The 14,143-nt window shown below is 43.6% G+C and carries 13 protein-coding genes and 1 riboswitch; of the genes, 8 read left to right on the forward strand and 5 right to left on the reverse strand.

Going from position 1 to position 14,143, the window contains the following annotated elements; genetic code table 11:
- The first annotated feature begins 213 nt into the window (after positions 1–213).
- Positions 214–2,958 carry a GTP-binding protein gene (locus NQ095_RS10625; protein ID WP_258263444.1) on the forward strand — a complete coding sequence of 915 codons (2,745 nt, stop codon included), beginning with the start codon at positions 214–216 and terminating at the stop codon, positions 2,956–2,958.
- Positions 2,959–3,026: 68 nt separating this feature from the next.
- On the opposite strand, the gene NQ095_RS10630 is transcribed toward NQ095_RS10625, so the two are convergent.
- The 5 genes from NQ095_RS10630 to NQ095_RS10650 all read right to left on the reverse strand — a co-directional run bounded on the left by NQ095_RS10630 (position 3,027) and on the right by NQ095_RS10650 (position 7,832).
- A complete protein-coding gene (locus NQ095_RS10630) occupies positions 3,027–3,890 on the reverse strand; it encodes an STAS domain-containing protein (RefSeq protein ID WP_258263445.1) in 864 nt (287 codons plus the stop codon).
- 164 nt (positions 3,891–4,054) lie between these two features.
- On the reverse strand, positions 4,055–4,588 hold the full coding sequence (locus NQ095_RS10635; protein WP_258263446.1) for an RNA polymerase sigma factor: 534 nt from the start codon (positions 4,586–4,588) through the stop codon (positions 4,055–4,057).
- Positions 4,589–4,656: 68 nt separating this feature from the next.
- Positions 4,657–6,576 (reverse strand): DUF6449 domain-containing protein, encoded by a 1,920-nt coding sequence (locus NQ095_RS10640; RefSeq protein ID WP_258263447.1) that lies wholly within the window; start codon positions 6,574–6,576, stop codon positions 4,657–4,659.
- Positions 6,548–7,450: an ABC transporter ATP-binding protein gene (locus NQ095_RS10645; protein ID WP_258263448.1), complete on the reverse strand. Its 903-nt coding sequence runs from the start codon at positions 7,448–7,450 to the stop codon at positions 6,548–6,550. The genes NQ095_RS10640 and NQ095_RS10645 overlap by 29 nt, the downstream gene beginning before the upstream one ends.
- Positions 7,437–7,832: a GntR family transcriptional regulator gene (locus NQ095_RS10650; protein ID WP_258263449.1), complete on the reverse strand. Its 396-nt coding sequence runs from the start codon at positions 7,830–7,832 to the stop codon at positions 7,437–7,439. Before NQ095_RS10650 ends, NQ095_RS10645 begins: the two co-directional genes overlap by 14 nt.
- A 197-nt stretch (positions 7,833–8,029) precedes the next feature.
- On the opposite strand from NQ095_RS10650, the gene NQ095_RS10655 reads away from it, so the two are divergent.
- The 7 genes from NQ095_RS10655 to thiT all read left to right on the forward strand — a co-directional run bounded on the left by NQ095_RS10655 (position 8,030) and on the right by thiT (position 14,087).
- Complete coding sequence (locus NQ095_RS10655; protein WP_258263450.1) at positions 8,030–8,815, forward strand: ABC transporter ATP-binding protein; 786 nt, start codon at positions 8,030–8,032, stop codon at positions 8,813–8,815.
- A gap of 2 nt (positions 8,816–8,817) precedes the next feature.
- Positions 8,818–10,440, forward strand: a complete 1,623-nt coding sequence (locus NQ095_RS10660; RefSeq protein ID WP_258263451.1) for a hypothetical protein — start codon at positions 8,818–8,820, stop codon at positions 10,438–10,440.
- 422 nt (positions 10,441–10,862) lie between these two features.
- Positions 10,863–11,678, forward strand: a complete 816-nt coding sequence (locus NQ095_RS10665) for a ZIP family metal transporter (protein ID WP_258263452.1) — start codon at positions 10,863–10,865, stop codon at positions 11,676–11,678.
- 81 nt (positions 11,679–11,759) lie between these two features.
- Positions 11,760–12,302 carry a histidine phosphatase family protein gene (locus tag NQ095_RS10670; RefSeq protein WP_258263453.1) on the forward strand — a complete coding sequence of 181 codons (543 nt, stop codon included), beginning with the start codon at positions 11,760–11,762 and terminating at the stop codon, positions 12,300–12,302.
- The gene (locus tag NQ095_RS10675) at positions 12,277–12,672 is read left to right on the forward strand and encodes a thioredoxin family protein (RefSeq protein WP_258263454.1); all 396 of its coding nucleotides are present in this window, start codon (positions 12,277–12,279) and stop codon (positions 12,670–12,672) included. The genes NQ095_RS10670 and NQ095_RS10675 overlap by 26 nt, the downstream gene beginning before the upstream one ends.
- A gap of 273 nt (positions 12,673–12,945) precedes the next feature.
- Positions 12,946–13,245 (forward strand): hypothetical protein, encoded by a 300-nt coding sequence (locus tag NQ095_RS10680; RefSeq protein ID WP_258263455.1) that lies wholly within the window; start codon positions 12,946–12,948, stop codon positions 13,243–13,245.
- A gap of 68 nt (positions 13,246–13,313) precedes the next feature.
- A riboswitch (TPP riboswitch) is annotated at positions 13,314–13,412 on the forward strand.
- Between the two features lie 78 nt (positions 13,413–13,490).
- The gene (gene thiT / locus NQ095_RS10685; protein WP_258263456.1) at positions 13,491–14,087 is read left to right on the forward strand and encodes an energy-coupled thiamine transporter ThiT; all 597 of its coding nucleotides are present in this window, start codon (positions 13,491–13,493) and stop codon (positions 14,085–14,087) included.
- Positions 14,088–14,143 lie beyond the last annotated feature (56 nt).

A 14,143-nucleotide genomic window follows, 5' to 3' on the forward strand; every position in this document is an offset into this window, starting at 1 on the left:
ACTATCTGTTTTGAAAGTGCATCAAAGCCTTTCGTAGCGGATAGTCCTTTCTTCTGTAATGGAAGTGATTCAATTGAATCACGGCAGAAAGTATCAATCGGAAATTGAAAAGGAAATGAAATTTTATCCCAATGAAATTCTGTTAGAATGAGAGAAATAGACAAGTCTGTGAGGTTTCCGGCGAAGGAAGGCCCACATATAACGGAGGACATTATGACAGAAGAAAAATTACTGATGGAGAAGTCATTTTATCGAACTTTTTTAGTAGATCAGGACACGAACCGTCATCCTATAGAAGTACTTGGAGGAGCATTTGTCGAAGAACAGCAAAATGAACCATATGATTTAACCTACATCCGCTATGCCCAAGGGGAGGTTTATTTTCATAGCAGGGACTATGAAGCGGCCATCTTCAAATGGGAAAGTATCCTGAACGAACTGGAACCATGGGCTAAGAAGAACATTGCGGACTCTTACTACGAGCTTGGGATGCTGTCATCAGCCGAGGATGTATACACTGCCATCCAAACCGAAAGTACGATATTGACCATGGAGGTGTCCCTGCAGCTATTCTCCCTTTACATCGAGCGGAACAAGGTCCAATCGGCCTATCACACTATCGAGAAAGCTTTGTCGATTGAACCGGATTATCCAAATGTCACTGAACTTGCAAGGGCTTTTTATGAGGAGCAGGGGGACTGGAATAAAGCCGTCGAACTGGCGGTGAAGGAATCGATCCGAACGAGGGAACCTTCATGGTTCATCATCCTGAGAGAGTATGCTGATGAAGGTTACACAAGGTCATTTGCTCCCGATTATTACTATGATCTGTTGATCACCGTGTACGAAAAAGACCGTAAACAATTCAAGGATCTCGCATCTTCACTCTGGACGAGTTACAGAAGTCACTCGGCTGCCCATATCGAATGGATGCTGACGGTTAATACGATCTTTGAATACGTGGAGATCCTTCCGAACGAATCATGGCAGGAAATCCTTTCTCACTTTAAAGAAGCATATATCGGGTTCCTTGAAGGTGACTACCTTGTGAAAGATCTCGAAGGCTTCATGCCGAGTATGCTGACGAATTGGTTGAAGGTGAGCAGGGGACAGCAGCCACTAATTCCGGCAGCGGCCGTTTTGGCCTGGAATGACGTCTTTTCCTACAGCATCGAACCAATGGTGACGGAAGAAGCGGAAATGATTCTGTTAGAGGAGAATTCCAATCAGGCCAGATTTGATGATATCATCCTCTTCTTGAATAAAATCATCCAGTGGGCCGAACGGAATGGCGCCCCTGTAGGTTACAAAACTCAGTGGATCGCAGAACAGTTGATGGACCTGAGTGAACATCATCTTTTGATTGCAGGAAGTGCATCAAGCGGAAAGTCTTCCTTCGTTCAATCCGTCCTGGGTGAAAGTGTGGGAGAAGCTGAAGATTCAACGATCATCTACAGCTACCATGATCAGCAGGTGGAAGTGAAGGAGATTCACGATCAGGGGGTTCATCAGGTGGAAAGCATCGCAGACTTCGAAGAGTTGATGCAGCGGGAAGCCTTTGTGGAATACAAGCTTCCATCAGAGTTCCTTAAGAAAAATGGAACGGCCCTCATCGATGTTCAAACGGGTAAGAGGAAGCTTGATGATCTGACTGCCTTTTATCCTGCAGCCGACGGGTTATTATATGTCCTGAATGCCGATGCCCCGTTCAATGCAGAAGACCGTCAGACCTTACGGAAATTAGCGGAAATCGGACAGCCTGTGAACGTACATTTCCTATTAAATAAGATGGATAAAGTATCCCACACAGAGAGAACGGAAGAAATCATTGAATCTGCACGGAACAAAGCCCGTGAATGGTTCCCGGATGCAGAGGTGCTGCCTTACTCGTCCCTCGAAGCCGTTCATCTTCAGCGTAAAGATGTGGAAACGTTCCTCGGGGATCATTATCAGATGAAGAGCGGTGCCCTTAAGGGAGAGCGTGGGAGCAAACTATTTTATTTAGTGAGAAAAACGTTAAGGGATCTATACTCCAAACGAAAGAATCATGAAAACGGGTTGAAAGAGAGTATTGAGAAAAATGAGGACATCCTCACACGCCTGAATGGATTTGAGAACTACTTGGGAGACATGCAAAGCGATAAGGTTTCCATCATCAAGGATTCCTTCCATCAAAAGAAGGAAGCCATGAAGAAGGAAATCTCTGAGAAAATCCCTGCCATACTCAGCGGTTGCTCGGAATTGATCAGCGAAGAAAGTGATTTCAAACAAATCCACACGGAATTAAATGATGCGATGAACAAAAGGATCCAAGAGTACATCCAGGGCGATCTCATGCCTCGTTACGTCACGTCCCTTGAGGAATGGCTTGCCTTTTCAAAACAGGAGCTACAGGACAGCCAGGATTACTTGAATGAAATGAGTGAAACGTTTAACGGACTCTTCGGGAAAGATAAAGTCGTTCTAAAGTGCGATTTCCAAGTGGTTGATGATTGGCGCAGGGACGTCAGCAGAATGGGGACGAGGGCGCAGATCGACAAAGAGAATATCCTTTTGCGGTTTAAACCGGCTCAGTTCCTCCTGAAAAGCGCAGGAAAACTACTTGGGGTACTGCCGCAGAATAAGTCCTTATTATATAACCAGTACAAGCGTTATCTGGAGAACGAAGACTATCAGGATATTACGGAATCCGTTGTCCAGAAGTTCTTCCTTCAGTTTGATTTGTTTGAGAAATCCCTGCAGCAGGATGTTCATTCCTTCTTTACGGAGCCGTTCAGGCAATTGGAGGTAACGATCAAGGATACGGAAGCGGAGATCGCATCCGACCAGGAATCCTTGAAGAAAATGAAAGCAAATCCGGAACGATATTTCGATCCGATCACCCTGTTTGAAGTGAAACTTCTTCAGCATGAGTACATGGTAAAGGCCAGTTACAAGGCTTCACATCATTTTTCATAAAAGAAAAAGACTGATTCAATCCGTGGCACACACCCTGGATTGGGTCAGTCTTTTCTTTTGGTCAAAACTTACATATGCAAAAAGCTGCTATTTTCCTGAATGACATCGGCAATGATGCGTTCCAGGGAGTTTTCTGTATGGATGGTGGAGAAATCGAGTCCGAGGTGGATCGCTGTCTGGGCGACTTCAGGTCGGATACCCGTGATGACGGATCTCACTCCCAATAGATTCAAGGCATCGATAAGGCGGAAGATTTGCTGGGCAACCATGGTGTCCATCAACACGACACCAGACAAGTCGACGATCAGCATGGACAGGTGGGCATCGGCACTCTGCTGAAGGGTTGATTCCATAATCATTCGTGCACGGGTTGTATCAATATCCCCTATGATCGGAAGCAGACCTACTTCCGAGGTTAATGAAATGACAGGTGTGCTTAATTCCTGAATCAATGTGGACTGAGCATGCAGCCTGTTCATTAAAATTTCAAGGAATGTCGAAGTGAACGTTTCCAAGACGTAATCCAAGGCGAAGTTAATCTTTCGTTCCCACTCGAATACTTCCTTTAGCTGTATGTGGAATTCCGTTTCTTCCACGAACTTCTCGACATACGTCCAATATAACCTTCTGAACACACCGGAATTGCGTACCACTTCATCAAGGGTCGTACTGGATTTACTGCGGTCCGTGGCTGTTTCTTTTGTCCAGTTATAAATCAATTCCTTGGACTCTTCATTGGAAAGCAACAAACACTTTGCAATGATCTTCACGTAATTGGAATTTTGTTCTTTGATTTTGTTGAGTACTTCAGGAGGAGAATCAAGTGAATAATGTGATCCCGTTTTAATGTTCTGGAATTGGATCCAGTCTTCTGTAAATTCTAAGGCGTGATCGGCTAAGTATTCATATAAATGAGGCGAATGAGTATCCATAAACTCTCCCTTTAAAATGGCTTATTCTTCTATTTTGTAACCTATTGGAAGGACTGTCAATGAATAAGATTGAAAATGCTACTAAACTAATAGATAAAATACATCTTTTGATCCCTGGCTTAATTTTTGTATAAGAAAAGGAGCCCTCACGCAGGCTCCTTTTCTTAAGCAGATATTTTCGTTTGAACAATCGAGTATAATTGCTTCCTGGCACGGTGAGAGCGGGTTTTTACTGTTGAAGGGGACAGGTTCAGCTTTATGGCGATTTCACTGTCACTCATGTCTTCCGTGACTTTCAGTGTCATGACTTCCTGCTGAGTGAGCGGAAGATGCGTAATATGCTCTTGAATGCTGCTCCTGAGAAAGCGGGCATCGATTTCATCTTCGAGTGAGTGGTGATCCTCTATGGGATACCATTCTTCCTGTTCTTCTATGCAGATTTCATTGCGCTTAGACCGTTGGCGGATGAGGTCGATGGCTGTACATTTTGCAATCGCAGTGAGCCATGATTTGATTTTTGCCGGGTCTTTAAGAGTATCCATTTTGATATAAGCTTTCAGGAACGTTTCCTGGACGGCATCCTGTGATAAGTGAACGTCCTTCGTTACGTTATAAGTGATGTGATAGATCAACCGATGAAATTGTTCATACATCTCCTCGAAGTTCAGGGGAGATGAGGATGTATTTAGTGTGTCCATATGGTCACCTCGACTTTCTATAATCAATCGTTCAGTTCTCCTTTGATAAAGGAAGGGGCATCTTCCTTCTATAACCCGAAAGTTTGGATGGATCCGTGGTTCTTATACTTGATGATAACGGTATACGCACTATTCATAGGATCGTATACGAGGTCATCCATAATGGATTCGATCTGTTCAGCATCTTTCACTTCGATTCCCTTGTTTTCTTTCTTTAACTGGAGGGCCCTCTCTTCCACCGGTTGAGAGAAAGGATCGTTGTAATCAACCGGCTGCGTCACATACATCCATTCGATATCAGATGCCGTCATTTTAAGATCTTTTAAGTATCCTTTATCCTCGAGCCATGCAATAAACTTCTTATCATTCTTTTTAACGCCGGTGTTTGCCCAAGTTTCCTTGGACATTAGAAATTCAACATTATAAAGATTGATTTTGTCACGGTTCTCAAAGGAATCATCGTACGTTTCTTCTTTTAGGATATCGATGGCTTCCTTGATATCTGCGGGGTCTGCTACGGTGATGGCAGGTTTATTCCCCATCTCGTTATAAATGGTGAGTTTGTCGACTTTATCTGAGTCCACACCATAGAGTTGTTCGGTTTTCTCTTTATAATTCTTACTTTCATAAAGAGAGGCATACTGAGATTTCACATTTTCAATATCGATCAGGTAATTCCGTACGATTTTGCTACCATCTTTCATCTTGTAATAGAGAAAGATTTGCTCGTTTTTCTCAGTTGCTCTATTCATATGACTCTGATGATCTACAATCGCTTCATGAAGATTCAGGACGGCTTCAACCGCTTCCGGGTCTGTCAGAAAAGGATCTTGTATCAGATTATCAGGATTGTCCGTCAGGGAGTAATAGCTCTGACTGACATGAACCTTTTCTATATCTGCCAATTCGGGCACTTTCTGTTCATAGTGAAACAGGTCGAATTGAATGATGAACCCGAGTAGGACAATGACGATTGCAAATCCTGTATACCCCTTCCATTGACGGAATACTCGCCAATGCTTCTGTAAGACCATCTCACCGATATAGTAACCAATGAGGGAACCAAAGAAATATCCGAATATGGTCCAGCCTTGGGACTGATATATTCCATTGAAGTACATTCCGCCGAACAGCATGAAGCAGAATGAGATGCCATATTTAAATAACGGTCTCAAAAACGGGTACACAATCGCCTGGGAGGCAGCCTCCACTTTTCTCATTTTGTATAACACGAATGAGAAACCATAGAATACGAGTGTGATCATGATGAATAACATGACATCTGTGCCGGACAGAAGATCGTTCTCGAGATATACCGTTTTGATGAGCGGGGAGTATTTCTCGATTTGAACATTGAAGAAATAGTCCTCGGGAAATCCGAATAGAAGATTCTTCAAACTGTAGCATACGAGCATAAACATTCCTGCAGGCAATAGGAGCAGGATGTAAGTCAGTGCACCTTGAACAGCGGTCAGCCCGGTGATCATGGCAACGAAGGTAGAAGCTGTGAACAAGAGCAGGCTCATGAGTATCGTAATGCCGCACCAGGTGAAAATATCAAGAATCCCTATATATTGCTGAAGATCCGTGAATGAATAAAGGGAAAGTAATATCACGGTATTCAGTAGAACCGGAATAATGAGAATCCCAAACCCCGTCCCGGTAAAATGGAAAAACAATTTACTGCGGGTGATGGGGATACTGTGCATGAAGTCCCCGGCTTGTTTCACGTGCAGATAACGAAATAGGAACAGGGATAGAATGACCGGAATGATCAGTAACAATCCCATTTGGATCGGATATTGCATTTTAAATAGATTTTCATAAATCGCAATCGGGTAGGTTTGATTATCATTGGATAATTGGCCGATGATGTCGACAGGTAAAGAAAAGAGAAGGCCGATAAAGTAGACGATGCCGACCCATCCAACATTCCGCAGGCTTTGAACGATGATTTCTTTATTGATCCATGATGTTTTGGATGGCATATCCGACGTCCTCCATTTCATAAACGAAAATTTCTTCAAGTGTCAGGGGCAATAAGTCAAAAATGACCGGGTGGTAGGACTGAATCAAGCTCCTCACCCGTTGCTCATCACCGCGAACGATACAGAGGGACACACTTCCCCTCATTTCTTTATGCAGGATTTCGAGATCATTGAAGAGCTGCCCGGGAATGTCCCCCTTGAATGCCAGCTGTACTTTGTGAATGCCGGACTTTAAATCATCGAGTTCCTTCTCCAGCAGAAATCTCCCTTGATGCAGAATCCCGATATGATCACAAATATCCTCTACTTCCCGGAGATTGTGAGAAGAGATGATGATGGTCATGTCCCGATTGGCAACTTCTGAAATCAGTACGCTTTTGGCTTTTTTCCTGACGACGGGATCAAGGCCATCCATCGGTTCATCCAGAATCAGCACATCGGGTTGAGTGGCCAGTGCCAGGATGAAAGCCGCCTGCCTCTGAACACCTTTAGAAAATTTATGAAGGTTCTTATGAGGGTCGATCCCGAAGGATTGGCTCAATGATTGAAAGCGATCCTCATCCCAACGGCTATAAGTGTTCTGATAAAAACGGGCCATTTGCGTCAATGAGTAATGAGCAAAGAAAAATGGTTGATCAGGGATGAAAAACAACGTCTCTTTCGTCGGGATATTTTCATAGACAGGCTGGGCATTTACTGACACCTCTCCGCTATCAGGCTTCAACACGCCTGCAATGGTCTTTAACAAAGTGGTCTTTCCTGCACCATTGGATCCGAGCAGGCCATAGATCGAACCTTTTTGAACAGAGAAAGAGATATCATGTACGATTTCTGTGCCTTCAAAGGCTTTGTTAATGGATTTAATCTCTATCATCAGTTTGATTACCCCCAACCGTTGCCTCGATTTCTGAAATCATCTGCTTTAAGTCTTCCGTGGTAATTCCTAAATAAAGGGCCTCGGATAAAAGTTTAGACAACTCTTCTTTTACTTTCATGATTTTCTCCGCGTTTTGAATGTGACTTGAAGGATTAACAAAGCTACCCCGTCCTTTCACAGAATAAATGAACCTTTGAGATTCCAGTTCCCTGTAGGCTTTTTGGATTGTGTTTGGATTTATGGTCAGCTGCTGTGCCAGGGCACGAACGGAAGGCAATTGTTCGTCCGGCTTCAGCACTTCATTGATAATCAACTCTTTTAGCTTTTCGACTAATTGTTCATAGATGGGCTTACGACTTCTTAAATCAAGCTCAAACATATCCACCCTCCCGACTGTATGTAGTGTACTACGTGTCTTAATACAGTTAAAGTATATAACAAGTTCTGCCAGTTTGGGAAGGGGGGAAATGAAATATTTTTTAAAGGACCAAGTTTACTGATATTCCGTATGTATCTGACCATAAAATGGAATTTATGTTAGCATATAGGCATATCTAAAGAAAAAAGGGGATTGTTATGGACGGACGTGAACCGATTTTATCGATCAGGGATTTACAGAAGAAGTTTGGCAGTAAGGAAGTGTTGAAAGGGGTACAGCTGGATGTGTATAAAGGGCAGATCATCGGCTATATCGGTCCGAATGGTGCCGGTAAAAGTACGACGGTCAAGATCATCCTGGGTCTTGAAGAAGGGTATTCGGGACAAGTGACGCTCTTTGGTGAAGATATATCTGATAGTTCCTTAGAATATAAGAAACGGATAGGCTATGTGCCTGAGATGGCGGATCTGTATGATAACCTGACGGCGGAAGAGTACCTCACATTCATGGGGGAACTATACGGAATGGAACCAAAGAAGGCGGGGGAGAAAGCGGAGAGGCTCATCGGATTGTTTGGACTTTCAGAAGTGTATGAATCAAGGATCGCATCTTATTCAAAAGGGATGAAGCAGAAGATCCTGATCATCTCGAGTTTATTGCATAATCCCGATGTTTTATTTTTGGATGAGCCCATCAATGGACTGGATGCCAATTCGGTGATGATTTTTAAAGAATTGCTCGCACAACTTGCTTCACAGGGAAAGACGATATTCTATTCGTCTCACATCATGGATGTTGTTGAAAAAATCAGTAACCGCATCGTCCTTTTACATAACGGACAAATCGTGGCGGATGGCAGTTTTGAAGAATTGAAGAATCAGAATATGGAAGGATCCCTGGAGGAAATCTTCAACCAATTAACCGGATTCAATGAGCATAAAGAAACGGCAGCGGAAATTGTTTCTGTTGTGCAAGAGGTGTAGGAATGAAGGAATTTCGTACACTTTTGTTTCTGGATTGGTTTAAAGGGTTGTTTACGAGGCTTGGATTCGACTACCGGTTGTTGAGAAGGATACTTCAAGTCAAGCTGACGATGGATCAAAGACGTGTGCCAACGATATTCCAACAGCAAGGAAGGAAGAAAGGGAAGGATGAAAATCGTTTCATTAAATCCCTCTGGGTGTATGCGCTGTTTGGATTATTCGTCATTCCTTTTATTGTAATGGGAAATCAATATATCTTTCAGATGGGCATCACCTTTACTGTGCTCATTTTTATCGTAATGACGTCGATGATTTCTGATTTCTCCGTCGTCATTCTGGATATCCGGGATCATACGATTCTCTTTACCAAGCCTGTTGAAAGGAAAACCATCAGCCTGGCTAAAACGCTTCACGTATTTATTTATCTGTTTTTCCTGACGGGTTCCCTGACCGCCATTCCTTTGGTCGTAGGGTTGATTAACCAAGGCCTTGCCTTCTTTTTTATTTTCCTGGCAGGGATCATCCTGATGAACATCTTCATCGTTGTATTTACGGCCATGCTCTATTATTTTATCCTCCAATATTTTGATGGGGAGAAGCTGAAGGACATCATCAACTATGTGCAGATCGGATTATCCATCGGACTTGCAGTGGGATACCAGATTGTGGCGCGATCCTTTGAATTTGTGGATTTGACGGTTTCTTTTACACCGGATTGGTGGAACATCTTTTTGCCTCCCATCTGGTTCGGAGCTCCGTTTGAATGGTTCCTGAACGGTAATCACCAGACAATCATCCTGATTCTTTCATGTACCGCGGTACTGATTCCATTCCTTGCTCTTATCGTGTACGTGAAAGCATTGCCTACCTTTGAGAAGAATCTTCAGAAATTATCTTCCCATGGTGGTAAGAAGAAGAAAGCCCGTTTCCGGTTCGGGGATGGTCTTATGAAGGTATTGTCCAAGTCGAACGAAGAGCGGGCATTTTACCGGTTCGCTCATTATATGATGAAAAATGAAAGGGAATTTAAGTTGAAGGTGTATCCCGCCCTTGGGTTTGCCATCATCATGCCGTTCATTTTCATCTTCAATGGATTGATGGATGGTACAAGGGAAGATCTCCTGACTTCAAGCATGTACCTATCGATCTATTCAAGCTTCATCGTCATACCGACCGTCGTGATGATGCTCAGTTATTCAGGGAAATACAAGGGATCCTGGGTGTACAAAGTAGCGCCAGTCTCGAGCCGTGCGTCCATCTACAAAGGGACATTGAAGGCATTTCTTATGAAACTGTTCCTTCCGCTATATGCCATCATAAGCATTGTTTTTATCATCCTGTTTGGCTTCCGGGTGATTCCTGAGATCGTCATTGTTTTTATCAGCGCCTGTATCTTTACCGTGATCTGTCTGGGATTAATGAGAGGAACGCTCCCTTTTTCCGAGAGCTTTGAAGGTGTTCAGCAAAGTGACAGCTGGAAAGTATTGCCGTTCTACCTCATTGTAGGTGTGTTCTTTGGTCTGCATTACCTTGCCCTTCAGGTTCCGTTCGGTATTCCGGGCTATCTTATCATTTTACTCGTCCTAAACCTGATTTTATGGAAAACAGCCATTAGGGATGAATAAGAAGTGATGCTGGGACATAACTAAATCCTCTAAAGACGAACAATCAAAAAAATTAGTTAGGATCACTTGTTACACCGCTGTTGATTTCCGTGCAAGACTTCGCTTTCCTCGGGCGGAAATCAACCACTACTCGCTACCTCCAAAAGCATCAGTATTTACGTAAACAGAGAAATGATGAATCCGAACGAATCGTTCGGATTTTTCTTTTAACTAAACACTTTTGTCTAGCGTCTTTTTTGTATATCCCACAGGTAAGGATGGAAAGTATAAACAATACAAACACCATTTAAAGCGAATGACATATATATAGAAAAATGATGGGCTCTGGTCAATAGGTAGTATGACGTTTCCTTTGACAAAGAAAGTTTCCTTGATGCAAGATAGTAGTATTCAAAATGTTTGATCGGAGGAGAGTGGTTCGTATGTTCATAGACTGGTTAAGTGGATTTAATCCAACGATGCAGGCACTATTCGGCGGTCTGGTGACATGGGGGCTGACGGCCCTTGGAGCAGCCACAGTTTTTTTCTTTACGAAAATTGAAAAGCATACACTGAACATGATGCTCGGATTTGCTGCAGGAGTCATGATTGCAGCATCGTTCTGGTCGCTGCTTGCTCCTTCAATAGAGTTCAGTGAGCAAAACGGTCAGATTCCCTGGCTTGCCCCTGCGATTGGTTTTTTGCTTGGCGGCATATTTATTAGGCTTTTAGACTTTGTCGTACCGCATTTACACTTGGGGAATGAGTCGGAGAAAGCCGAAGGACCCCCAACCAAATTCAAAAAATCGACCTTGTTGTTCCTGGCGATTACCCTCCATAACATCCCTGAAGGCCTCGCCATCGGTGTTGCCTTTGGTGCTGCGTCACTTGGCCTTGGGGATGCAACGTTGGTGGGGGCCATTGGCCTTGCCATCGGAATCGGGATCCAGAATATGCCTGAAGGGGCCGCTCTTTCCATCCCGCTAAGGGGAGAGGGGATGTCCCGTTTGAAATCCTTCCATTACGGTCAGCTATCAGCTATCGTAGAGCCGATAGCCGCTGTGATCGGTGCCGCTGCCGTACTGATGGTGCAGCCGCTTCTGCCTTATGCCCTTGCTTTCGCAGCAGGAGCAATGATATTTGTCGTCGTCGAAGAACTGATTCCTGAATCACAATCTTCTGGCAGTACGGACTTGGCTACATTGGGACTTATGCTCGGTTTCGTCGTAATGATGATTCTGGACGTTTCCCTGGGATGATTGAAAAAAAGGCATGCGTCGAAAGCGCATGCCTTTTCTCTTCCAAAAACCAGTATATAATGGAAGGAGGAGGGGATGTGTATGAGGATCGGCCTCATAAGGCATTTTAAAGTAACAAGGGGTTACCCGGCTTCGTATGTAACAAGTGATGAGCTGATGAAGTGGGTGGAAGAGTATGATGCCTCTGACGTAGAAGGAAATGAAGTTGACCTAAAAGATATTAACTGGAAAGGCTGCTATTCCAGTGACTTATCAAGGGCACAGATAACAGCTGAAACGGTTTATGAAGGAGATATCACATTTTTAAAGGAACTAAGGGAAATCAGATTATCTCCCATATTCCGGTCGGATAGGAAGCTTCCTCTCTTTCTTCATTTGACGTTTATCAGGATGGCCTGGTGGTTCAACCATCGCTCCCAGCCTGAAAGTAAGCGTGAAATCGAAGAGAGGATCCGTATGGTTATCGATAGGGTCGTAAAGGAAGGGAAAGATGTCCTCATCGTAGGCCATGGTGGAATCATGATATTTATGAGAAAAGAATTACGAAAGCGGGGATTTACCGGGCCTTCGTTCAGGAGACCCTCAAACGGAAAGGTGTATGTCTATCAAGACAGGACAGGATGAACAGTTGCTGAATCAATACAATAATCCAGAGGGAGATCGTAAAATGGAAGAAGTGCATTCATTAGAAGCCATTCATGAGAAGTTGGAAAATGAAAAGCTGATATTGCTATACATATCAAGGCCCGATTGCTCTGTGTGTCACGCGCTCCTGCCTCAGGTGGAAGAGATGTTGAAGGATTTCAAATCTGTGAGATCCATCCATGCCGATGCAGAAGAAATCCCGGAGATAGCCGGTGAATTTTCCATCTTCACCGTTCCCGTCATCATCGTATTTGTAGACGGTAAAGAAATGTTCAGAAAAGCCCGCTTCGTACCAATCGACGAACTCCGAAGCCGAATCTCCCGTCTAACGGAGATGTTAGACAACTAAACAAACGTTTGATTAGTAGGGACCAACGTTGAAGAAACTGGCCTGAGCAGGTTAAACAGTTGTTTAGGAGATTGAATACCAGAGTTCAGGTAAATGTAAATGGTAGGTTGGATTTTAATTCTAAATAATTCTTGAAACTTAGAAAGAGCTGCTAAAAATGGGTATTTTGACATATCCTATTAGAGTAGCTCTTTTGTCATGGTTTAGTGAATAGGTATATAATAGAGAGTATAAGAGTATAGTAGTTATGAGAAATGAAAGGGGGCTTGATGAATGATCAGACTGTCCAGGACAAAGAAAGTCATGTTACTCTGTTTCGCAATCATCCTCATAATAGTAGCCAACCGGATTTCCACTGTGCAACATTTAACGGCAAGAATCGCCACCAACCTGTATGTGAACCTGAAATATCAGGACCTTGATCTTGAATACCAAAACGTCGAATTCTCACCCCAGTTCGGAGATTATTCTGTAGCGTATAAGGACAAAGATGGAAAAGTATATGGATTCATGGTCACCCCTAAATCAATGCCCGTCATCATCCTTCATGATCCTCTGAGTGAGACACCTTAAGAAAAAGTCCCTATCATGCTTTTAAAATAGTATTCTTCATGTATAATAAACCTTAACAACTTTATAAACGTTACCACAAGGGGAGCGAAAGCTGAGAGTGAACAATCTGTTCTGACCCTCTGAACCTGTTAGTTAGGACTAGCGTAGGGATGTGGAAAATAAGTCTATTTATGCTTATTTCAATTCATTCATTCATTCATTCACCCTCCTTATGGTTTCGTTTCATTACCTAAGGGGGATTTTTTATGAAACATACTCGACTTATTGTATTGCTAGAAGCGTCATTGATGGCAGCCTTCGCCGTCATTCTTGATATGCTGCCTTCTATTAAGCTGTCACCGAGTATCTCGATTTCAATAGCCATGGTTCCAATCTTTCTATTATCCTATCGAAGAGGCTGGAAAGCAGGGCTGATAGGGGGCTTTGTGTGGGGAATCCTGCAGATTGCCCTCGGAGACGCCTGGATTGCGACGCCGGTCCAAATGGTGATTGAGTACTTCATCGCCTTTGCCTTTATTGGTTTTGCAGGGATTTTTGCCGGGAAGATACAGGCTGCGTTGGGAAGCGGACTGCGATCCAAAGCAATCGTGTGGGTCGCAATAGCGACATTTGCAGGAAGCCTAGCCCGCTATTTCTGGCATTTCATCGCCGGTTTCGTGTTTTTTGCCGAGTATGCACCGGATGATATGTCCCCGCTGCTCTTCTCTTTCATCATGAACGGGATCACCATGTTGGGCTCGGCATTTTTATGCTCCATAGTGCTGGTGTTCATAGCAAATATGGCACCAAGATTGATCAAAGTGAAGTCCCGTCAACAGGAAATCAGCCGGAAGGCCTCATAAAATCATATATCGACCGGTCCTTTAATAGGGTCGGTTTTTTTCTATCCAGTAGGGGA

Source organism: Rossellomorea sp. SC111, from assembly GCF_024733565.1.
Taxonomy (GTDB): domain Bacteria; phylum Bacillota; class Bacilli; order Bacillales; family Bacillaceae_B; genus Rossellomorea.

Bases quoted from the DNA above. Each gene is read 5' to 3' on its own strand.
- NQ095_RS10625 (WP_258263444.1), top strand. From the start codon at position 214: ATGACAGAAGAAAAATTACTGATGGAGAAGTCATTTTATCGAACTTTT.
- NQ095_RS10630 (WP_258263445.1), bottom strand. From the start codon at position 3,890: ATGGATACTCATTCGCCTCATTTATATGAATACTTAGCCGATCACGCC.
- NQ095_RS10635 (WP_258263446.1), bottom strand. From the start codon at position 4,588: ATGGACACACTAAATACATCCTCATCTCCCCTGAACTTCGAGGAGATG.
- NQ095_RS10640 (WP_258263447.1), bottom strand. From the start codon at position 6,576: ATGCCATCCAAAACATCATGGATCAATAAAGAAATCATCGTTCAAAGC.
- NQ095_RS10645 (WP_258263448.1), bottom strand. From the start codon at position 7,450: ATGATAGAGATTAAATCCATTAACAAAGCCTTTGAAGGCACAGAAATC.
- NQ095_RS10650 (WP_258263449.1), bottom strand. From the start codon at position 7,832: ATGTTTGAGCTTGATTTAAGAAGTCGTAAGCCCATCTATGAACAATTA.
- NQ095_RS10655 (WP_258263450.1), top strand. From the start codon at position 8,030: ATGGACGGACGTGAACCGATTTTATCGATCAGGGATTTACAGAAGAAG.
- NQ095_RS10660 (WP_258263451.1), top strand. From the start codon at position 8,818: ATGAAGGAATTTCGTACACTTTTGTTTCTGGATTGGTTTAAAGGGTTG.
- NQ095_RS10665 (WP_258263452.1), top strand. From the start codon at position 10,863: ATGTTCATAGACTGGTTAAGTGGATTTAATCCAACGATGCAGGCACTA.
- NQ095_RS10670 (WP_258263453.1), top strand. From the start codon at position 11,760: ATGAGGATCGGCCTCATAAGGCATTTTAAAGTAACAAGGGGTTACCCG.
- NQ095_RS10675 (WP_258263454.1), top strand. From the start codon at position 12,277: ATGTCTATCAAGACAGGACAGGATGAACAGTTGCTGAATCAATACAAT.
- NQ095_RS10680 (WP_258263455.1), top strand. From the start codon at position 12,946: ATGATCAGACTGTCCAGGACAAAGAAAGTCATGTTACTCTGTTTCGCA.
- thiT (WP_258263456.1), top strand. From the start codon at position 13,491: ATGAAACATACTCGACTTATTGTATTGCTAGAAGCGTCATTGATGGCA.